Origin of the sequence: Nocardioides aestuarii (genome assembly GCF_039527245.1) — a bacterium.
Lineage (GTDB): Bacteria > Actinomycetota > Actinomycetes > Propionibacteriales > Nocardioidaceae > Nocardioides > Nocardioides aestuarii.
Map to the genome: position 1 here is coordinate 2,641,263 of NZ_BAAAJT010000002.1, position 20,734 is coordinate 2,661,996.

Below are 20,734 nucleotides of genomic sequence, written 5' to 3' on the forward strand. Positions count from 1 at the left end.
GAATTCGCACGCCCGCAGGGGTAGCCCACTTGTTGGAGACCGCCGACATATTGTTGATCAGGCGAAGCCATCGCGGGTGGTATCGAGTTTGGCCTCGACGAGGGCAGAGGTTGACGCGGGTCACGCCTCGTCAACTTCACTCGCGGAGGCCGTATCCGTTCGTCGCGGACACTTCGATGAAGTCTGTGGGGCACTTGGAGGAGGCCTTGGACTCAGACTGCCGCTGAAAGTGCTCTTCTTGGGGCAACCTGCGGTGCCCGTCGAACCCCGCTATCCGCCGGGAGGTGCTCCGCGAACGGGCCGCAGGAGAGCCAGCGGCGACACCCCGCCATTGAGAATGCTGCGACTCGCGTTATGGCGCGGGCGCGCGAGGTGAGTTCTCGTCACTCGTAGATACGTAGGGTGGGCTACGTTTTCCGCATCCGACTGAGTCGTGGCTCCACACCTGCCAGGCCGGGCCCGAACGCATCGAACATTCGGACGGGACCACGGCGCACTCTTGCGTTTTCTCGGACCGACGGTGCCCCCCGGCTCGCAGCAGGCGCGTTCCTCCAGTACTACAGCGTCGGGAACCTGCTGGAAGTCCATGCGCTCGGGCACATCAGCCTATGTCGTCGGAAGGTCCTTTAGCGCGACGGTGGACGTGTCCGCGCCTTGTAGAGAGTCTCAAAGTACGTTACGCGGGCGGCGATGGAAGCGGTCAAATTATGTGTCGAGATGAGCGGGTCCGGCTCGTCCTCGATGCCGTCGTCCTTCCGGCTGGCGATGATGCACGCGGCGTTGTATAGATTCTCGTGCACCAACCTGACTGCCGACGCTCGTGCTCGCTGCATATAAGTGAGGTTGGCGAAGAACGGGTCGCTCGGAAATATTGGTTGGACCTGCTCCTGGACAATGTGGTTGGACCCGCCTGGCCCGTCTCGGGACTCCAACACGTACACCCACCCAATCCAGGGCTGAACCTGTCCGAGCAGCCCGTCCTGGTAGGCACGCCAGATGTCGGCTGCGGACCCGATGGCCTCTTCCACGCGATTGTTCAGGTTGTTCCCGAACGAGCCTGACATCGACTTAGCTTCAACAGCGGCAACTAGTTGTCCGTCCAGCAGGACCACAACGTCCCAGTTCCGACTCTTCCGGTAGTAGCCCGGCAGCGGGAGTTGCATCGAGTGACCGATCTCGGCGCCAAGAGCAAGGAGAGGCTCGAACTGCGCGGCTATCAAAGCTTGGAGCGGGTCGAGGTGTTTCCCGCTCGTGACCGTGCCGCGAGTGCCGGTATCCGCTTTCCCATGCAGGAGTGCTCGCTCGGCTGCGGTCTGCCGCCCTGTCCACAAAGCGCGCACGGCGTCGTCATAATCCTCCCACTTGACCTTCACGAGGGGCCACTCTGCCGGAAGTCACCAAACGATGTCATCGATTCCATAAGCCTCCATCGACGCCTTCGTCGCCAGGCCCCGGTCACGAGTCCGGAACGCCGTCCGGAGGTCCTGAGCAATTGCTTGGTTGATCGTCTCCGGCGCCGGCACGCGAATGGTGCGGAGGTACTGCGCCTGCATTCGGAGTGTGCCGCCACGCATCTTCACGCCGTATGCCTCGATGAACGCCTGCGTCACCCTCGACAGGAGAAGACCGCCGAGCACTTCAAGGTCCCACCGGTCTGACGTCAGGTGGTACAGGTTATGCGCCGGATAGTGGCCGCCCGGGTCAAGGACGGGCGTCATCAGGGCTTTCATGTCCTGTATCAGGATTTTGGGCCGCTCGATGAGCGAGTAGTTGACCTTATCAATTGTACGCCACCACGTACCGGGGTTTCGCTTAGCGACAAACCGCTCACGCAACCCCGCATGCGCGGACAATTCGCGCTTCAGCTTTGGGAAGTCATCCAGGTTGATAATGCTACCGTCTGGGGCCCACGGGTTGAGGAGAACCTTGCCTCCATAGGAGAACTCGCCAGAGCGAATGTCGTTGGTGACGACGATTGGCAACTTCCGATCCGGCTCGACATCAACCGAGGCGTCCACGATGTATGCCTTGTCGGCACCCGTGGCGATACCGATGCCGACTTTCACGCCAGTCGCTTCCAAGAGCTGGAAGCGTTCGTTGAGGTCCTCCAACAGTGCGATGCGGTCCGGTGACCCCGCAGGCCATAGTGCCTTACCGGTGAACCAGCCGTGCACTCGGTGGGCGGCGGTGTCGGGAAGATGCAGGCGCTCCGCCTTAGAAGGGTCCTGGGCGAACCGGATGATGCTGAGAGCGTCTGCCTGAGTGAACCGGGCTCCGCAGTCAGCAATCACTGCCTCGCCCTGTGGACCATTCCGGAACTGGACGATGGCGGGATAAGCGGACACCGCGGCCTCGAACGCGTCTACGTTATGCATCTGCCAGATTGCCTCCACAGCGGCGTGCGTGCTCACGAACTCGCGAAGGTCCGCACCGTAGGCGTTCCGCATCCAGCGGTCCGCACAGATGTACGTCAACCGACCGCCGTCGTTTAGGAGTTCGAGACCGCGCTGGATGAACCCAACGAAGATGTCGCCCCGCCCACTCATGGTTGACCAGCGGCGGCGGTACGCGTAGGCCAGTTCACTCGGGAGGTCGTCGTACCGGATGTACGGCGGATTGCCCACAACCAGGTCCGCTCGCGGAACCTCTTCATCAAGCAGGAAATCGCCAGTCCTCAGCCATGCATCCGCCAACAAAGTCGCGGTCAGCGGATCGCACCCGCTAGCGAGCAGGACGGAGGCAGTCAGGGCTTTGCAGGTGTCCACGTGCTCCGGTCGCAAGTCCCACCCCCGCAGACAACCAGCGAGGCTCTCAAACGGACGCTGCACCTCGAGAGCAGACTGCACCAGCCTCTCCACCAAGGGTCCCCAGAAGGCACCAGTTCCGACCGAGGGCTCAACCACGGTCAGATGAGTCAGGTCCTTCTCGGGCGTGTACTCGGCGAGGTCCAGCATTGCCTCAACGACCCACCGGCGGGTGAACACTTCGCCGTAATTCTGCGCAGTGCTGGCGGCGGCGAGGGCGCTTGACGTCATGACCAAAGCATCGCACCCGGCTATGACAAGTAGGGACTGGATCCACAAGCGAGCCGTACGTGCGTTCGAGTGCCAGGGCCCGCTTTCGAGACCCGGACAGGTTTCAGGCGCAGGCGATGGCTCGCGATGGGCTGGACACTGGACGCCCAAGGCTCTTGGCGCGCGGTGGTGTCTGAGTCGATGTTGCTGTCTCCGGACGCCGGTCGGTTGGGGAGGCGTGGGCCGCCTCACTCAGCGTCACCCACCCCAACCACCTCGATCGAGACGACCACGATGGCGAGGGCGCCGATGTCCAACTGATCGTGAGCAGGCGGGCAAACGAGGGCGGCGGGCTGGGTCAGAGCCGGGTTCTCGGCGTGATCGTGACCTACTCCCAGGCGCCCTTGATGCGGACCTCCGTCCCCTCTCCGCTTCTTCCGGGCCGTGGCCTGCACGATCCCAACTCTTCCAGAAGGGCTGAGCGGATGCGTAGTCGAGCGGCCCGGATATCCCTCCCAGCGGTCCAGGAGTGCCGACCCCGCGGACGTGTGGGCGAGGCGATTGGTCGTGGTGCGGGCGCTTTCGACCTTTATCTGCGGACGCTGGGATGCCGAAGGCCGGACGTCCCCGGCTGGTTCTTGACGGCGGGGTTGAGCTCAAGACGAGCGCGGCCCCCGAGCCGGCCCTAGAGTGAGCGCGTGCCCGGACCGCGTGATGTTCTGCAGATCGCCGACGCCCTGACAGGGGACTCCAACAGAGACCTGACACCACGTGAGCGAATTCTTCTTTGGGTTGCGTCGGCACGCTTTGGAGTCGATGACCTGGACGCCTATGAGTACGTGCTTCCGACGCCGGTTGCAGTATCCGGTAAGGGGAAAGCGCTTCGGGTGGACGGCATCTTGGTCCAACCCAGCGAAGTCGGACATGACGTAGCTATTCTGATGTACCGGGTACCAGCGGGCCGCGCCCGAGTCGCCGCGGACGTGTCATCGCTCATCGACTTGGGTTCCGCCGCCGACGTACTTCGCAGCGTGGCGCGTCAGTCGAGAGAAGTTTCCGCAATTCTGGAGCGGGCCAAGGTGGTGCCTGCAGATGACCACCTCCACTTGACCATCGTGACCGTCGCCCCTGCATCCAGGGTTCCGAAGAGTGCCGCGGTGGAGTCAAGTGTCATCGCGACCGAGATCTTGGACGAGAACGCCCTTGCCAGCCTTCGCAATGCAGTCACCGAACCGGGACCAGTTCCAGGCGCGCACTCCGTCGCTGTCAGGCCCGGCGAGGTCATTGAAACGAGGGCAGGAGATCGCCGCGTGGCGATCGCCGTCGTGCCGGCGCTCGAGGCGCTGGACTGGCCAGGCATTGAATCTCGGCGACTCTTTGACCTGAACGTACGGCTGGGTCTCGGCATGAATCGTGTTCGTCGGTCGCTCGACGAGGCGTTCTCGACAGTGGATGGACAGGAGAACATCCTCGCTCACCACAATGGGCTCACCGTCCTGACCAAGGCTCTAACGGTTCGTGAGAATAGGATCGATTTAGACGGAATCTCGGTGGTGAACGGAGCGCAAACCCTGCTGGCTTTGTATGCGAACAAGGAGACAGTCTCGGAGCGACTTCGCCTGCTGGTCAAATTCGTCGAGATACAGGACGCTCTCGACGATGCACAAGAAATCGCCGTTCGAAGCAACTCGCAGAACCCGGTGACGACTCGCAACCTGCGTGCATTGGACCCCACCCAAATCCGGTTGCGCCGAGAACTCGTCCCCTATGGCCTCGACTACGAGACTAGGCCGGATCGGACACGGCCGGTCTCGACCAATGTTCTGCACAACGACGTCGTCGCTCAGTGGCTCTGTGCCATCTACCTGGAGGAGCCTTGGCTTGCTGTTAAGCGAACAAGCCTCTTCCTTCAGGTGAACTACAGCAGGATCTTTCCAGCGGACCTGCCGGTCAGCCGCATTGTGCTGGCTGCACGAATCCGACGGGCGATAGAGGAACGCAAGGAGGCGTTCCCCGAAGTTTATCACCGTGCATGGAGTCTCAGCGCGCTTACTGCCTGTTACTTGGTCGGGCAGACAATGCGCGCGTCAAACGACATGAAGGCGATGCTATTTGCAGCGATCCGGCCCGATCAAGACTTCGCACAGATCGACTCAGCTATCGCCAGGGTGGTCGCGTCTGTTGCCAACGTGTTCGCGGCCCGCGACCTCGACGAGCGACCCGCGGGGTTCAATAATTACTACATCGACTTCAAATCGAAGCAGGCCCTGCTGCACCTCGCGTCAGACGCGACGCGCGACTGGCTCGCGAATGGGCGCGCCCGGTGACGGATTCAACGTCACCGCCGGCGATGCGGCGTGCCCTGGTCTTCGGCATGGCCACGTACGAGTCGGAAGCACTCCCCAACTTGCCTTCAGGAGTAGCTGATGCCGAGCAAGTCGCAGACCTGCTTCGCTACCACGTTGGTGGTACCGACAACTTTGAGGTGACCGTCCAGGTCAGCGACGACGACAACATGCTGACCGTTGAAGATCTTATGCGGACGACGGACGCGTGGTTCGATGCGGGGCCGATCACAGACGGTCTTATCTACTTCTCCGGCCATGCTTCTAACACGCCATACGGCCTGCATCTGGCTGGCGCAGATACAGACGGCAGTTTTGACGCTGGATTCGCATTCGACTCTCTCCTTCATCGGGCGAATCAGAAGACGTTCGCTAGCCTCACGATTATCCTGGACTGCTGCCACTCCGGGGCAGCTGGCGATATCACACTCGATACGAGGTTCGACGCGCTGTTGCTGAGGAAGAACGTGGCAATCCTGGCCGCTTCGCGCGAGTTCGAGTCCGCCTGGGGTGGTGACCCCACAAGTCAATTCACCGAACAATTCATTGGTGCGCTCTCCGATGCCCGGATTCAGAGTGACGGGCCAGCGACCGTCTTCGACGTTTTCCAGAACGTACGAGTGGTGTTGCCGACCTTGGGGCAGACGCCAGTCTTGAAAGCGCATATTTCGACGGATGTTGTTCTCCGCGACCGCAATTAGGCGAAGGTCGTTGACCTCCTGCAGACCATGCGGCGAGGAGAGGTGACGCTCCACGGAACCTATCCGTGTGACTCGATCAGTGGTCCAGGTTCCCATCTGTGTTCTCGGCGGGGTTTCGATTTCAACCAAGGCACGACTCAGTGTTGTTTATCAGTCATGTCCGCTCGTCAGAGTCGTAGCACAAATGCGCTGTAGGTTCCTAACCTGGCCCGGGGAGGCGTGTCCGAGATCCGCGTGCACTGTCGTCGCTGATTCGTCGTATCGGATCAACACGGACGCATAGTGGTGCCGAAGTGCGTGGGTACCCATCCCGTTCAAATGGTCTGTAGTGGCGGCCTATTTCGGGGCCAGGCGAAAGCATCTGTACCCGGTCGCTGTAGTTACTGTCGCGGCCAGCACGGACCTGCTGGTGTAGCTCGACGTCGACGAGAAGGTCATGCGCCGGTGAATGGGTGATCGGCGTCCCGAACCCCGTGGAGCACGACGTCATTGAGACAGGGCTTTTGGTCGGACACCATGACACGGACCTGCGCGTTCGATCGTCAAACGGTTGTACACCTTTGACCTGCGCCACTGAACGCGTGTACAGCAGCAGGGCGGCTCGGCCTGGGAAGCGCCAAGCCTGTGTGTAAACCACTGGCCTGGCCGCATCTGCCTCCGGCGACCACTGAAAGCATTCCAAGAGTTCAGAGGCCTCGATAACGATGCTCTTGGCGAGGTTCTCCGGGCTATGGAACTGGGACCAGTCGCGTTCGTCCATGAAGGCACGCAGCAGCTCGGGCACCGATGACATGCTTTGCACTCTAGGTCGCTTCCGTTCAGCCGGCAGCCACCGTGGCCGAGGCAAAGAACTCCGCAGGCATCGGCTGGTCCAGTCGCCAGGTGATCGCGATGGGTCGTTCGCCTTCGTGTGAGACGTAGTGCGCTGGGCCGAGGAAGAGGTACGGCGCGGTGCCGAAGTCATCCAGATGATGCTCTCGGACGAAGAGCAGCACGTTGCTGGTGCCGTTGAGATACCGCTGGCCGGTTGGCGATTGGACCGTCGTCGTCGACTGGGACTCCCAGTGAAACAGCGTGGGGCTGATCGGGTAGTCGCGGTACATCGTGGTGGGCGAGTAGTCGGCCTCGGACTTCTTGAGGGTGACGAACAGGATGTCGGCGTTGAAACGTGCCGAGTAGGCGACGCCTTGCATCATGCTCGTCGGCTTCCGTTCCAATGAGGCGTAGTCGAGGGCGGTCAGGATCTCTTCCCGCTGGTAGTGGCCGTGAATATGGAGCGGCACGGCAGCCAGTGGTCCGTCGAGGGGCGTCGTCTGGTGTCGGGCGGAGTCGAAGGAGAGGTCAACGACAGAGCGAAGCTCCCCGCGGACGGCGGTCTCCTCGCGCAAGGCGCGCATGCCCGCCGCGTACGAGGAGTGGCCGCCCCCATCGGGCCATAGGGAGAACAGAAGCATCCGCGCGAGTCGCTGCTCCGCCGGCGACAGATGCGTGAGGTCGGTGATTTCCTCATCGAGCAGACGGTCATATGCCTGGGCCCGGGCGGGGTCGTCGACGTGAGTGAAGGCTCGCACTCGCTTCAGCAGCTTGGTCTCGTGATCGGAGCCCATCGGAGTCGGTAGCCCGGCGGCCCGCCGCAACTGCGTCCATGAGCGCTGACCCTGACGAAGAATGTCGGACAGCTCGATCCCCGACTCTCGCAGGAAGGTGGGCAGATCCTGGTCGCCATATGACCGTAGCTCGGCTGTCATCTGGCTCCAGCGGCTGGCCACCTGCGACCGGATGTTGTCGAGCACCAGAGACTGCGCCTGCTTGTCCATGACGATCTGGCAGCCGGACGGCAGGAAGGGGAAGTCCCGCTGGATCTCTCGCTCGAGACCGCGTCGCGTGTAGCCGGTCAAGGCCCGAAGCTTGATGTCGAAGCGGAACTCCTTGCGGTGGTATCCCACGAAGTCCAGCACGGTCAGCACGGCCTTCGACGCCGTACGCCGCAGCCCCCGACCGAGCTGCTGGAGGAAGACCGTGGCGCTTTCGGTGGGACGTAGGAAGAGCACCGTGTCAACGTCCGGAAGGTCGAGTCCCTCGTTGAAGAGATCGGCAGCGAACAGAACATTCACCCGACGAGCCTTGAGGTCCGCGAGAGCTTCCTCGCGAGCGTGTGCCGGCGTCGCTCCGCTGACGGCGCGAGCTGGAACGCCGGCCTCGTTGAAGACGTCAGCCATGAACTCGGCGTGGGCAACGCTCACGCAGAATCCCAGAGCCCGCATCCGCCCTGGGTCGAGAACCTTGTCTCGCAGTTGGCTGAGCACGATGGCCGCCCGCGCTCGGTTGCCGGTGAAGACGTTTGATAGCTCAGCCTCGTCATAGCGACCGCGACTCCAGCCGATGTCTCGCAGGTCCGTGCCGTCGGCCACGGCGAAGTAGTGAAACGGGCACAGCAAGTCTGCGCCGAGGGCGTCCCACAGGCGAAGCTCGGCAGCCGTGCGGCCGTCGAAGAACGCACGCACGTCCAGCCCGTCAGCGCGTTCTGGTGTCGCCGTGAGTCCGAGCAACTCGCCGGGCGCGAGATGGTCCATGAGTCGTCGGTAGGTGACGGCCTGGGCATGGTGGAACTCGTCGATCACCACGATGTCGAAGACGTCTGCGGGGATGTTCGCAACCCCGTAGGAGGTGAGCGACTGGACGCTGGCGAACACGTGCTGCCACCGCTCGGGACGTGCGCCGCCGACGTAGAGCTCGCCGAAGCTCTCGTCAGCGAGCACCTCGCGGTAGGTGCGGAGGGACTGCTCGAGAATCTCGCGGCGGTGAGCGACGAAGAGCAGACGGGGACGGTCCAAGCCTGAACAGAGACGCCGATAGTCGAGCGCCGCAACAACAGTCTTGCCCGTCCCGGTAGCCGCGACCACCAGATTGCGATGACGGCCGTGTACGTTGCGCTCCGCCTCGATCGCATCGAGCATCTCCTGCTGGTAGGAGAACGGCCGCACTTCCAAGCCCGACAGGGTGATGGTCACGCGGTTGTGTCTGGAGACCCCTGATGCCTCGGCCAGGGCGTCATCAAGCCGGTCGCGGTCACGATCGGGGTCATACGGTTCGAAACTGGCGTCGTTCCAGTAGGTGTCGAAGGTGGCGTGAAACTTCTCCAGGAGCGTCGGCGTTCCTACTCGCGAGATCCGAACGTTCCACTCGACACCGTCGAGAAGCGCGGCGCGGGAGAGGTTGGAAGAGCCCACATATGCCGTGTCGAATCGGGTCTGGCGTCGGAACATCCATGCCTTGGCGTGGAGCCGCGTGCGCTGGGCGTCGTACTGCACCTTGATTTGGGCGCCGAGCTCGCGAGCCAGTCGATCGAGCGCGGCTCGCTCGGTGGCGCCCATGTAGGTCGTGGTGATGACGCGCAACGGAGCTTTGCGCAACTGCAGACGACGAAGCTCGGGCTCGAGCAAGCGGAGCCCGTGCCACTTGACGAAGGCACAGAGGAGATCGACCTCGTCTGCGGTGTCGATCTCGGCGCGAAGCTCCGCGCCTAGGTTGGGCTCGCCCTTGGTGTTGGTGAGCAGCGCTGCCTCGCTAAGTGGGGTGCTCGGTCGGACGTCTTCCAAGGCGAGAATCCCCGGAGCAGAGACTGATGCGATGCGGAGAAGTTGGGCCGCCGGCGGCTGGACTCGGTCCTCCGCTGACTCCAGGTCGAGGAGAACGCGGTTCACCAGGTCGAGGCGCGATTGGGGGTCCCTGGTGTTGGCAAGCACGCGGTGCACGACGTCGTACACGTGGCGGGCCAAGACATGCGGCTGATCGGCCGGATCCACCGCGCCGATTCGCACATCACCATCAGCGATGGGTTCAAGCTCGTTCGAGAGAGCTTCGGTGATCAGCGATTCGTATAGTCCGAGATCCACGGGACGAGCTTCGCAAACGCCAGGCGGATATTCGTGCGTTTCGTGCGGCATGCTGGGCTCGTGGTCCAGCAGAGGTACAGCGACGAGCAGATGCTCCGCGGGCTTCGCGAGGTGGCTGCTCTGGTCGGGCAGCCCATGTCGACCGGTGCCTACGAGCGCGTTCAGCGGGCGCGGGGTCTGCCCACCTGGCTGGCCATCGTTCACCGTTTCGGATCCTGGAACGAGGCGTGCGCGGCGGCCGGGCTTGCCACCAACGCGCAGCGGGCAGGTCGCTCCGCGTCATGGAACGAGACCAGCGTGGCTGCAGCCGTGGCGGAGTTCCTAGCTGATCCGGAGGCCGGCGGGCAGTCATTCGCCGCCTATGCAGCCTGGGCGAAGGGTCGGCATGAGGTGCCGAGCGGGCAGACAGTGCGGAATGTCTTCGGAGGCTGGAACGTGGCCAAGGTGGCTGCCGCCTCCCGTTGAAGTGGCAGGCTGGTCCTATGCCTGCATCGTCGAACGCAGCCAAGGCCGCCAAGCTGGCGGCGAAGTACGGCCCGCACGCGGTCGCGGCCGCCAAGGTCGTGGGGCCTGCGGCCAAGGAGGCCGTCGAGACCCAGCGCAAGCGCGTCGCCAACCGCAACGCCGCGTTCGACAAGGCTCGCGGCCTCGCCGCCGGGAGCGTCCTGCGGCAGCGGGAGGGGGACGAGGTCGTGTTCGTCGTCTTCGCTGGCGACGAGCCGGTGGCGGCGTACCCCGAGGTGGTCACGCCGCTCGCAGACCTGGTGAAGCGGGCCAACCTCTCTCAGCGGGTCACTCCCGAACAGCACGACGAGCTGAGGGTGAGCAAGCGCGCTGGACGCGCTGCGCGGAAGATCGCGTCGCGAGCGAAGTCGTCCACGAAGGACGATCCGAAGGAGCTCGGCTCAGGCAGCTGAGTCCGGGACCGACTCGTCCATCGGGACGGGCACGAGGTCGCTGTCACAGGCTCGGTGGACCACCTCGACCGGTACGCCGGCGGCCCGCCCTGCGGCGTACAGCGCCTGCGCCCACGCGCGGTCCTCGACCGTGAGCCCGGGTGCACCGGGGCGGCTGCGGAGGAAGGCGACGCGGCCGCCGGGCACGAACTCGCGCACGAGCCCGCCGACCATGTCGGTGAACGCGTCGAGCTCGGCCGCAATCGGGACGGCGACGGGTGCCTCGATCTTGCTCAGCTGGGGGATCGGGGTCCCGTCGGCCTCGATCAGCATCAGCCAGATGCTGGTGCGGGTGAAGCCGAGCGGGCCCATGAGCTCACGCCAGGCGTCCTCGAGGTCCTGCTGGGTGCGAATGATCGGTCGGAAGGTCATGGCTCCACCCTTCCCCGGATCGGCGATCCGTGGTGTCCGTCATCCACAGGCCCTGACGGCGATTGCAACCATCGCGGCCGGAGGTGCGTCTTGGTGGCACGTCCCGTTCGAGGGACGTGGCCCGGCAGGGCAGACCACCACTCACGAGAAACCGAGAACAGTCATGCGTACCTCCCTCACCAGCACCGCCGTCGCCCTGTCGGCCGCTGCCCTCACCGTCGGGCTGACCGCCGGACTCGCCGGCACGGCCAACGCCGAGCGCTACGGCGTCGACGACAGCCGCGACACATTCCACGGCTCCGACATCCGCGACGTCTCCGTCGTCAACGGACCGAAGAACGTGCACGTCACCTCCACCCACGACAACCTCGTGCCGGACTTCAAGTCCGGCTCCGGCGGCCGGATCTACCTCGACACCGACCGCGACGACTGGGGCCCGGAGTACGTCCTCGTCGGCGGCTTCTACAGCGGCACCGACTACCAGCTCCTCGAGACCGACGGCTTCGCCAGCGCCAACTGGGGCGAGCCCGTCGAGGGCTCCTACCAGATGACCCTCGACTTCACGGCCGAGCAGGTGCACCTGCGGGTCTCGCAGGAAGCCCTCGGCGGCGCCGACGAGGTACGCGTCGCGATGCGCGTCTCGGGCCAGCGCACCGACGGTTCGTCGCACGGGCTCGTCGACTGGCTCGGTGACCGCCGGGTCATGACGCCCTGGGTCGCCCAGGGCTGACGCTCCACCACTCCTCCCTCCCCGTTCCGGGGCCAGTTGTCATCCACAACTGGCCCCGGAACACCTGTTTCCACAGGGGTTTCGTCGCCGGGCCGGTCCTGTCGGTGGTCGCGCCGAGCGTGGAGGCATGAGTCAGGCAGCCATCCCGCTGGAGCACCCGATCGAGAGGTGTGTCTCCGCGATCGGTGCTGCCCTCGACGACGCAGCCGGCAGCCAGGCGACCTACCTGCCGACCTCGGCCAAGCGCCGGGCGCTGGTCGACCTGTCGCGCCAGATCGCCCGGCTCGAGGGGCTGCGGGCGTCGGTGCTCGCGGCCTCCGCCGACGTGGCGGACGAGGTCTCGGCCAGGAACCCGGGGGCGTGGCTCGCCCACGCGGCTCGTCTCGAGCGCTCGGACGGGCGCCGTCTCCAACGGCTCGGGGAGGCCCTGGACGAGCGGTACGACGTCCTGGCGTCCGCGCTCGCCGTCGGCGACGTGTCGCGTGCGCAGGCCGAGGTGATCGCTACCGCACTGGATGCGCTCCCGTCCGACCCCGACCCCTCGCTGCTTGGGCGCGCCGAGGCGCACCTGGTGGAACAGGCGGCCGACTTCGGGCCGCGTGAGCTGCGCACGCTAGGTCAGCGGGTGCTCGAGGTGCTGGCTCCCGAGGTCGCGGAGGAGATCGAACGGCAGGCCATCGAGCGTGGCGAGCGACGAGCTTGCCGTCTCATGCGCGTGACCCGACGCGACCTCGGTGACGGGCTCGTGCGAATCACCGCCGACCTGCCCGTGCTGCACGCCGACCTGCTCTACACCCAGCTCCACGCCTATGCCTCTCCGCGTCGCGACCACCTCGAGAATATCGACCGGCGTGATCCGACGACGGGGGAGCGGCTGCCCTACTCGCTGCTGCTCGCCCAGGGGTTCTGCTCGCTGCTCGAGCGGCTGCCGAGCACGGCGTCCCCCGCCCACGGTGGCGTGGCCGCGACCGTGGTCGTCACGCTCGACCACGACAAGCTCACCACCGACCTGGCGACGGCAGGACTGTCGACCGGCACGCGGATCAGCGCCGGCGAAGCCCGCCGGCTCGCCTGCAACACCGGCATCATCCCCGTGGTGCTCGGTGGCGGGTCCCGCCCGCTCGACGTCGGCCGCAAGAAGCGGTTCCACGACTCGGCCATGCGGCTGGCGATGGGACTGCGCGACCAGACCTGCCGGGCCGAGGGCTGCGACATCCCAGCCGACTGGTGCGAGGCGCACCACCTCACACCGTGGTCAAAGGGCGGCGGCACCAGCGTCGACGAAGGAGTCCTCTACTGCGGCTGGCACCACCACCGCGCCCACGACCCCCGCTACGACATGAAGCGATTGCCGAACGGCGACTACCGATTCCATCGGCGGACGTAAGGGCAGGCCACTTTCTCTCCACAATGGCGCCGCCCTCATCGTCTTCCACAGGCTCGGCCCGCTCATCGAGCGTCAGTGCCCCGTCCGCGGGAAGTTGTCGGCATGCCAGTCTCGAAGAAGCGTCGTCGCTCCCGACCCACCAAGTCCCAGCGAAAGCAGCAGAGAACGCGTGGAGCTCGCAGGCCCGACGCCTCGTCTGCGAGCGGTCGGGTCACCGTTGCCACGCTCCGGCCCGGTCAGAGCATGGACCACCTGATCACCGATGCGGACCGCGAAGCGTTCGAGGCCGAGATGGAGGCCGCGGCGCGCGGTGACGCTGCGGGAGCGCTCGCTCACCACCTGAGCGGCCTCGTGGTGGAGCGGTCGATGCACCGATACCGCCTGCGGGAGATTGCCGACCTGGGTGAGGACGCACCAGCGTGGATCCAGTCCCGTTGGTGCGTCGACCAAGCCTTTCGCTGGATGTTGATGTCGGAGGACCCGCGGGTCGACGACGCAGTCCGTACCGTGCTCGTCTGGGCCCACCTCGACCAGCTGGAGAGGATCGCGGGCCGGCAACCCGACCTGATGGAATACGGCAACCTAGTGGCGGCCAACGACTGGTTGGTGCAGCAGATGTGTGTTTACGAGCTGGGCGGGCTGCACGACTTCCTGGACCTCCGGGCCCACGAGTCGTTCGTCGAGAAGTGCGACCACATCCGGGAGTGGGCCGCGGCGCCCTGGGGTGTCTACCGGCTTCTGTCCCTCAATGACCGCACGGTCACGGTCAGGGACCTCGTCGAGGACCGGGACCGAGAGGTGCTGAACGTCGGGGCTTTCGTCGACCAGTCCGACACCGTCCTCGGTCGCATCGTCCCGATCTCGGTGCCGCCCTTCGAGATGTTCGAGACCCGGCCTGTCCCCGTCGATGCGGTCACCGCTCGAGAGGCTGCTGCAGGGATCCGGCGGGACCCGCTGGCCGTCCTCGAGGCGATCTCGCGCGGCCGGGAGGAGCAGCGTCTCGAGTGGGCCTTCTCCTGTCACGGGATCACGATGTTCAGCAACGACATCGTCCCGGAGCCGGGCGCCGACCGCGAGCCGGATGGCGAGCTGTCGGGACGCATGCGTGACCTGGTCGACGCCGGCCTCTCGACCTATGTGGCCAACGGAGTCGTGGTCGCCGAGGTGGCGCTGATCGCTGCTCGGGTCGTCGACGACGGCGGCGCGGTCCACATCGGACCGCATCTGACAGCGGTCCTCACGGACAGGGCCGTCTTCGAGGCTGCGTGCGTACACAGCGTCGCCCCGGAGCACACGGCGAGCTGGCGAAGGTTGGCGGCGGCCACGTCAGCACCGGTTTCTGAACGCTGCCTCCAGCTCGCGGCCATCTGCGAACGCATGGCTGCCTGAGGCCTCTACCCTGAGCGCGTGATCGACCCGTTCAAGAAGGCGAAGGACGGCGACCGGAACGCGGCCGCCGACGTCGTACGCGCTGCCTTCGCCCATGGCCGGATCAGCCAGCCTGACCACGACCTGCGGCTGCAGCGGATCGATCAGGCACAGACCATCGCGGAGCTGCAGGCGATCACGCGGGAGCTGCCGGCAGTGACGACGGCCGCCCCGGTCCCGCAACGACCGACGGACGTGCTGGGTGCCACCCGGGCCGCGACGCCCACGGCGTACGGCGCGGCCCGTCCCGAGGAAGGTCGTCGGACATTCGTCGGAATCATCGTGGCGGCGATCATCGCTGTCGTGCTGCTCGGTGTCGGCCTGGCGGGTGTGCTCTTCGTCGGCACTGTCGGCGGCGTGGGTTCGGGTGGTGACTCCGCCTCGAGCACCCAGGTGGAGCGTGCGGTGCCCGACCTCACCTCGGCCAAGGGATTCGACGAGTTCGTGGCCGCCTTGCGGCAGAAGACCGGAACCACCGTGGTCTTCGACGCCACCGTCTATCCGCGCTACGCCGTGGTCGAGGTGCCCGTCGACGAGAACGGCCAGCGCTCCTACGGCTGGTACTACGACGGCGCCTGGCAGAAGTGGACGGGCAAGGGCACCGCGCAGACGGAGCGGTTCGACCTCGCCGACCTCGACGGGCCTGTGGTCGCGTCGGTGCTGCGGAAGGCGGGGAAGCTCGTCGAGGAGCCGACGTCGACCTATGTGCTGGTGAGCTCCCTCGGCCGCGAGGCTGGCACCTGCTTCTCGGCGTACGCCACCAACGACTACGGCGAGACGGCGTACGTCGACGCGACGTGCGCGGGCAAGGTCGTCCGGCGCTACGTCAGCTGACGGGCTCGTCGATGGGACGGCGGCGGAGGTACGCCGCCAGCACCGCGCCCGACACGTTGTGCCACACCGAGAAGACGGCGCCGGGCAGGGCGGCGAGCGGGCTGAAGTACTGCGCCGCGAGGCCGGCGGCGAGGCCCGAGTTCTGCATGCCGACCTCGACCGACATCGTCCGGCGGACCCGCTCCGGCTGGCCGGTGAGGCGGCCGAAGGTGTAGCCGATGGCGTAGCCGAGGCCGTTGTGGAGGACCACCGCGAGCAGCACCAGCAGCCCGGCGTCGACGATCGAGTCGGCGCTGCCGGAGACCACGGCGACGACCACGAGGGTGATCGTGATGACCGAGATCCACGGCAGGGCCGGCAGGGCGCGGGTGACCAGGCGCGGGAGGAAGAGCCGGACGAGCAGGCCGGCGGCGACCGGGAGCAGCACGATCTGGAGGATCGAGAGCGCCATGCCCGCGCCGTCGACGGGGAGGTACTGGCCCGCGAGCCACAAGGTGAGGACCGGCGTCAGCAGCGGCGCGAGCAGCGTCGAGACCGACGTCATCGCGACCGACAGGGCCGTGTCGCCCTTCGCGAGGTAGGTGACGACGTTCGACGACGTCCCGCCCGGCGCGCAGCCGACCAGGATCACGCCGGCGGCGAGGTCGGCGGGGAGCTGGAGCGCGAAGGCGATGCCCAGGCCGAGCAGCGGCATCACGGCGTACTGCGCGAGGACACCGAGCAGGACCGGGAGCGGGCGGGTCGCGACGAGCTTGAAGTCCGGCAGGGTCAGCGTCAGACCCATCCCGAACATGATGATGCCGAGCAGCGGGCTGATGATCTCGCCGAGCGGCGTGAACGTCGCCGGGGCCGCGAACGCGACCGCCGCGCCGACGAGGATCAGGACCGGGAACAGCGTCACCGCGATCCGGGAGCTGCGGTCCTCGGCGGACAGGGTCGAGTCAGTGGTCGTGGACTCCCGAGTACTCACGGCCGTTGATCGTCACACGGATGCCGGACCTACCCGGGACTCAGTTCAAAGCCTGGAACGCCTCGAAGACCATGTACGCCGGCCAGAAGATGCCCTGAAAGATCGCGTAGAGGTACTGCGGGAACGTGTCGGCCTGGGTGAAGAACCACACCCATGCGCCGAACATCCCGAGTCCGTAGATCGCGCCGCCGCCCGCGGCGCCTGCGTTGCTGGATGCCATCGTCATCGCCTCCTTCGAGCAATCTTGGGGTGACAACCGTTGCCGGGCACAGGGTCGATGGTCCTCAGCATGCCGGGCGAGTGCGTCCTCAGCTGTCGAACTCCACCGCGTCGACAAGCGCCTGCAGACCCGGCTCGTGCCGTAGGTCCAGTGCATGGAGCGCCTTCGTTACGCCCTTCTGGTTGACGACCAGCTCGGTCTGGGCGCCGTTGAGGATCTCGGTTGCAGAGGCCGTGCTCCACGCGGCTGCTGCGAGGGCCGCGCGCGACAAGCGCGCCGCGACCAGTGCGTCCACTCGTCCTTTTGTGGTACGTCGAACGCCGACAACCCTCACGACTTGAACTGCCGGTGCGACTGCCAGGGCTTCCTGGACCGTCGTGAGCAGGTGGCCAGCCACGAGCTCCTTATAGAGCTCAGCGGCCTCAGTCTTGGTGAACTTCTTCAGGGACAGGTTGCCTGCCGCGGTGACTCCCGGCTTTCGCTCCGGGAGCACCTCAACCTCGGGAAGCAGCACGACGATTGACACTTCGTCACCGTCGACGCCGACGGCTGCTGCGTAGGCTTCGTTGTCTTCCAAGGCAACGGCCAGGACGCCGAGCACTGTGTCGGGCTCGTTCCTCATGAGACCTTCCCACTGGTCATCCAGCTCTCGTTGCCACGCCGTCTGCTGTCCTTTCCACTCCTGCGCGATCGCTTCTGACTCGTGCTGAGCACGGCGGTCGGCCTCGGACAGCGCCGATCGCCTCTCCGCGCGTGCGAAGAGGCTCGTGCTGTCGCGTGCAAACCGTCGATACTTCGCCCGGATGGATCGACTGTTCGGGGCTGGGGGTGGGCTCGCCTGCGGCCGTGAGGCCGGCGTGAACTGGACTCGGTGCAGGTCGAGAATCGTCTGGATCTCCTGGGCCAGCGAATGCGCCTCTTCAGCCTTTGACTGCGCCTGGGGTATCGGCGACGTCGCGCGGATGGCCGCTGGGCTCGCCCCACTTGGTCGCTGACTACTGCCGCTCGTGTAGTAGGTAAAGGGCCCTGCTCCAGTGGAGATGCCAGTGCGCCCGCCGCCTACATGGACGCGAGCGAGTCGCGGGCCTACGTGCGTTCGAAGTCCGCGAGAAGACGCGCTCACGCGTAGGCCAGGAGCGAGTTTGACCGAGAAGATGCGCACCGATTCTCCATAGATGGGTCGTTGGTCGGTTGCCCGGCAGGCTAAGCGGAGTGCGACATCCGCGCGGGCGATCGCACGAATCCATTGATTCCTCAGTTCTCGAGACGTCAGGGATGTCTTGAGTGACGATTTCCAGGAACTCATTCGTCGACGGGGGACTCGTCATGCCCACCAGCACACCGCCACCTGGGTGGTACTCAGACCAGAACGACCAGCGACTCCAGCGTTGGTGGGACGGTCGCCAGTGGACGCCCTACACGCAGCCGGCGGTCGGACTTCCCGGCTCGAGCGCGGTGGAGAGCCCGGGCATGGCGGCGCGATGGAAGGCACTCCGATTGCGTACCAAGGTGCTGGCGGTCGCGGCTGCCCTCGTTGTCTTCTGGGTTCTGGTGCCGAGCGAAGAGGACCCGCCTGCAGTTGCCGGCGAGGACGCTGCGGCTGGGCAGGTACAAGCCGCCGAAGACGGCCAGGGCGACACGGACTCCGAGCCAGCTCCCGAGCCCGAGGTGGCCGAGGTGCCAGACGTTGCTCGTGCGTCGCTCTCGAAGGCCAAGGCACGACTGCAGCGTGCAGATCTTGGCGTGCGGGTCGTGAAGGAGCCTTCGTGGAAGCCCGTCGGCACTGTGCTGACGCAGCGCATGAAGGCAGGTCGCGAGGTCTCGCCGGGCACTGTCGTCACACTGGTTGTCGCATCGGCCATGCCCATGGTTCCGGGCACGGTCGGATCGATGGGGAAGGATGCACTCAAGGCCCTTCGCAAGGCAGGGTTCCGGGTCAAGATCAGTCGTCAGACGGTGACGTCGGGCACCACTGGCACTGTCCTCAGCCAGTCGCCCACCGGGGCGAACCGTGCCGCTCCGGGATCCGTGGTCGAGATCGTCCTCGCCAATGTTGTCCGTCCGGTGGCCGCCGCTCCCGCCCCGAGCAACTGCACGCCCGGTTATTCGCCGTGCCTTCCTCCCGCAAGCGACTATGACTGCGCTGGTGGTTCAGGTGACGGCCCGGAGTACACCGGATTCGTACGGGTGACGGGCTCTGACCCGTACGGGCTCGACGCGGACGGAGATGGACTCGCTTGTGAGTCCTAAGGCCGGTCACTCTGCATCACAGCGGGCACGGCTAACCCGGGAGAAGATCGAGCGCTTGGAGAAGCGTGCCAAAGCCTGGGAGGCAGGTGCAGTCGGCGAGCAGGCAACCGGGGAGGTCCTGTCCCGTCTCGACCCCGCCATCTGGACTGTGTGGCACGACGTTCGCTGGCCGGGCCGGAAGCGCGCCAACATCGATCACGTCGTCGTCGGACCGCCGGGCGTCTTCGTCATCGACAGCAAGAACTGGTCAGGGCAGCTCACCGTGGCCGACGGGGTGCTGAAGCAGAACGGCCATCCCCGCGAATCGACTGTCGCGGGCGCGGCTGAGGCCAGTCTGGCCGTGTTCCAGCTCGTGCCCGACGTCCCGGTGCACCCGGTGATGTGCTTCTTGAGGGACGAGTCGCTGACGGGCTGGATACGCGACGTGATGCTGTGCTCCACCAACAACCTGGACCTCCTGATCCAGACCCGACCCCACGTGCTCACCCCGGATCAGGTGGGCCTGCTCGCCACTCGGCTCGAAACCGCCCTTCAAGCCGCGGGGTCGTCGGCGGGGACCTCGCGTGCGGCCGCGCGTCGACCGCTCTCGGGGACTCCAGTTCGTCGGGCAAACCGCAGGAGGCCGTCCCTCTTGCGTCCGCTCGTAGGTGCCGGACTGGCACTGGCTTTCGCCGGTGCACTCATGTCCGGGCTCACCACACCGGCCGTGGACTGGGTGAGCCGGCAGATCGTCGAGGGAGTCACTCCCGATCCACTGTCGCCAGCCGACGAGGAGAAGCAGCCCGGGAAGAAGCAGAAGGACCGGCAGCGGGAGAGACAGAAGTAGCCGCCGGCTCCCGGCTCGGCCTTGGTCCTCAGGCGGGGATCAACCGCTCCTCGAGGATCCGCTGGAGCGCGTCGGGGCGGTTGGAGATGACGCCGTCGACGCCGAGGGACAGGGCGCGCTGGAGGTCGGCGGGCTTGTCGGCCGTCCACACCATCGAGCGCATCCCGGCCGCGTGCACCGCGGTGACATAGCCGCTGGTCGCGCGCCGGTGGTGAGGGTTGACGTAGGCCGCCCAGCGAGCCAGCTCACGCAGCCGACGGACCGGCGGGTGACCGAGCAGGCCGACGGTGAACTCCGGCGCGTAGCGGGAGAACTGCCGCATCACGTGGTGGTCGAACGACTGCACCACGACCGCGTCGACCGGCGTACGCCGGGCCCGCAGGAGGCGGGCGACGTCGACCGCGATGCCGGGGTAGAGGTCGGGCCGCTTGATCTCGAGCAGCAGCCCGGTGGCGCTCCCATCGAGCCGGTCGAGCAGCTCGTCGAGCGTCGGGACCCGCTCCCCGGCGTACACCTGGGAGAACCAGGAGCCGGCGTCGAGGCGACGCAGCTCCTCGAGGGCCACATCGGCGACGGGGACGCGGCGGCCGGTCGTGCGCTCGAGGTCGGTGTCGTGGACCAGGACGAGCGCGCCGTCGCGGGTGCGCTGGACGTCGACCTCGACCAGGTCGCAGCCGGAGTCGATCGCGACCTGGACGGCGGCGAGGGTGTTCTCGGGGGCGTAGGCGCTGGAACCGCGGTGGGCGACGCTGAGGACCTTGTCTGTGAGCACAGCCTCGACGGTCCGAAACCGATGTGGCCACCC

The 20,734-nt window shown here is 66.0% G+C and carries 18 protein-coding genes and 1 pseudogene; 11 read left to right on the forward strand and 8 right to left on the reverse strand.

Annotated elements, in window-relative coordinates:
- Positions 1–626 precede the first annotated feature (626 nt).
- Together ABD091_RS13385 and ABD091_RS13390 are read right to left on the reverse strand one after the other, a co-directional pair.
- Entirely contained in the window at positions 627–1,373 is a 747-nt protein-coding gene (locus tag ABD091_RS13385; RefSeq protein ID WP_343919211.1) for a PaeR7I family type II restriction endonuclease, read from the reverse strand.
- A 21-nt stretch (positions 1,374–1,394) separates the two neighbouring features.
- On the reverse strand, positions 1,395–3,035 hold the full coding sequence (locus ABD091_RS13390) for an Eco57I restriction-modification methylase domain-containing protein (protein ID WP_343919213.1): 1,641 nt from the start codon (positions 3,033–3,035) through the stop codon (positions 1,395–1,397).
- A gap of 677 nt (positions 3,036–3,712) precedes the next feature.
- Here ABD091_RS13390 and ABD091_RS13395 point away from each other — a divergent pair.
- The gene (locus ABD091_RS13395) at positions 3,713–5,341 is read left to right on the forward strand and encodes an AIPR family protein (RefSeq protein ID WP_343919215.1); all 1,629 of its coding nucleotides are present in this window, start codon (positions 3,713–3,715) and stop codon (positions 5,339–5,341) included.
- Positions 5,342–5,364: 23 nt separating this feature from the next.
- The gene (locus ABD091_RS13400) at positions 5,365–6,060 is read left to right on the forward strand and encodes a caspase family protein (RefSeq protein ID WP_343919217.1); all 696 of its coding nucleotides are present in this window, start codon (positions 5,365–5,367) and stop codon (positions 6,058–6,060) included.
- Positions 6,061–6,878: 818 nt separating this feature from the next.
- Here ABD091_RS13400 and ABD091_RS13405 read toward each other — a convergent pair.
- The gene (locus ABD091_RS13405; RefSeq protein ID WP_343919219.1) at positions 6,879–10,007 is read right to left on the reverse strand and encodes a DEAD/DEAH box helicase; all 3,129 of its coding nucleotides are present in this window, start codon (positions 10,005–10,007) and stop codon (positions 6,879–6,881) included.
- A 9-nt stretch (positions 10,008–10,016) separates the two neighbouring features.
- On the opposite strand from ABD091_RS13405, the gene ABD091_RS13410 reads away from it, so the two are divergent.
- Positions 10,017–10,421: a homing endonuclease associated repeat-containing protein gene (locus tag ABD091_RS13410; protein WP_343919221.1), complete on the forward strand. Its 405-nt coding sequence runs from the start codon at positions 10,017–10,019 to the stop codon at positions 10,419–10,421.
- A gap of 17 nt (positions 10,422–10,438) precedes the next feature.
- Positions 10,439–10,873 carry a hypothetical protein gene (locus ABD091_RS13415; RefSeq protein ID WP_343919223.1) on the forward strand — a complete coding sequence of 145 codons (435 nt, stop codon included), beginning with the start codon at positions 10,439–10,441 and terminating at the stop codon, positions 10,871–10,873.
- On the opposite strand, the gene ABD091_RS13420 is transcribed toward ABD091_RS13415, so the two are convergent.
- Entirely contained in the window at positions 10,862–11,284 is a 423-nt protein-coding gene (locus ABD091_RS13420) for a hypothetical protein (RefSeq protein ID WP_343919225.1), read from the reverse strand. The two genes, ABD091_RS13415 and ABD091_RS13420, sit on opposite strands and share 12 nt — an antisense overlap.
- Before the next feature lie 163 nt (positions 11,285–11,447).
- On the opposite strand from ABD091_RS13420, the gene ABD091_RS13425 reads away from it, so the two are divergent.
- From ABD091_RS13425 to ABD091_RS13440, 4 genes are all read left to right on the forward strand, one after another.
- Positions 11,448–12,014 carry a hypothetical protein gene (locus ABD091_RS13425; protein WP_343919227.1) on the forward strand — a complete coding sequence of 189 codons (567 nt, stop codon included), beginning with the start codon at positions 11,448–11,450 and terminating at the stop codon, positions 12,012–12,014.
- A gap of 127 nt (positions 12,015–12,141) precedes the next feature.
- Entirely contained in the window at positions 12,142–13,401 is a 1,260-nt protein-coding gene (locus ABD091_RS13430) for an HNH endonuclease signature motif containing protein (protein ID WP_343919229.1), read from the forward strand.
- A gap of 243 nt (positions 13,402–13,644) precedes the next feature.
- Positions 13,645–14,790, forward strand: coding sequence for a hypothetical protein (locus ABD091_RS13435; RefSeq protein ID WP_343919231.1), 1,146 nt, complete (start codon positions 13,645–13,647; stop codon positions 14,788–14,790).
- An 18-nt stretch (positions 14,791–14,808) separates the two neighbouring features.
- Entirely contained in the window at positions 14,809–15,663 is an 855-nt protein-coding gene (locus ABD091_RS13440) for a DUF1707 SHOCT-like domain-containing protein (protein WP_343919233.1), read from the forward strand.
- On the opposite strand, the gene ABD091_RS13445 is transcribed toward ABD091_RS13440, so the two are convergent.
- The 3 genes from ABD091_RS13445 to ABD091_RS13455 form a co-directional block, all read right to left on the reverse strand.
- A complete protein-coding gene (locus tag ABD091_RS13445) occupies positions 15,656–16,633 on the reverse strand; it encodes a bile acid:sodium symporter family protein (protein WP_343919235.1) in 978 nt (325 codons plus the stop codon). The two genes, ABD091_RS13440 and ABD091_RS13445, sit on opposite strands and share 8 nt — an antisense overlap.
- Positions 16,634–16,673: 40 nt before the next feature.
- Positions 16,674–16,853 carry a hypothetical protein gene (locus ABD091_RS13450; RefSeq protein WP_343919237.1) on the reverse strand — a complete coding sequence of 60 codons (180 nt, stop codon included), beginning with the start codon at positions 16,851–16,853 and terminating at the stop codon, positions 16,674–16,676.
- Between the two features lie 88 nt (positions 16,854–16,941).
- On the reverse strand, positions 16,942–17,475 hold the full coding sequence (locus ABD091_RS13455; protein WP_343919239.1) for a hypothetical protein: 534 nt from the start codon (positions 17,473–17,475) through the stop codon (positions 16,942–16,944).
- A gap of 704 nt (positions 17,476–18,179) precedes the next feature.
- Here ABD091_RS13455 and ABD091_RS20245 point away from each other — a divergent pair.
- The 3 genes and pseudogenes from ABD091_RS20245 to ABD091_RS13465 form a co-directional block, all read left to right on the forward strand.
- A pseudogene (locus ABD091_RS20245) lies at positions 18,180–18,275 on the forward strand (DUF2510 domain-containing protein); the annotation flags it as partial.
- Between the two features lie 87 nt (positions 18,276–18,362).
- Positions 18,363–19,103 carry a PASTA domain-containing protein gene (locus ABD091_RS13460; protein WP_343919241.1) on the forward strand — a complete coding sequence of 247 codons (741 nt, stop codon included), beginning with the start codon at positions 18,363–18,365 and terminating at the stop codon, positions 19,101–19,103.
- Between the two features lie 55 nt (positions 19,104–19,158).
- Positions 19,159–19,929, forward strand: coding sequence for a nuclease-related domain-containing protein (locus tag ABD091_RS13465; RefSeq protein ID WP_343919243.1), 771 nt, complete (start codon positions 19,159–19,161; stop codon positions 19,927–19,929).
- 28 nt (positions 19,930–19,957) lie between these two features.
- Here ABD091_RS13465 and ABD091_RS13470 read toward each other — a convergent pair whose 3' ends face one another.
- On the reverse strand, positions 19,958–20,701 hold the full coding sequence (locus ABD091_RS13470) for a glycerophosphodiester phosphodiesterase (RefSeq protein ID WP_343919245.1): 744 nt from the start codon (positions 20,699–20,701) through the stop codon (positions 19,958–19,960).
- Positions 20,702–20,734 lie beyond the last annotated feature (33 nt).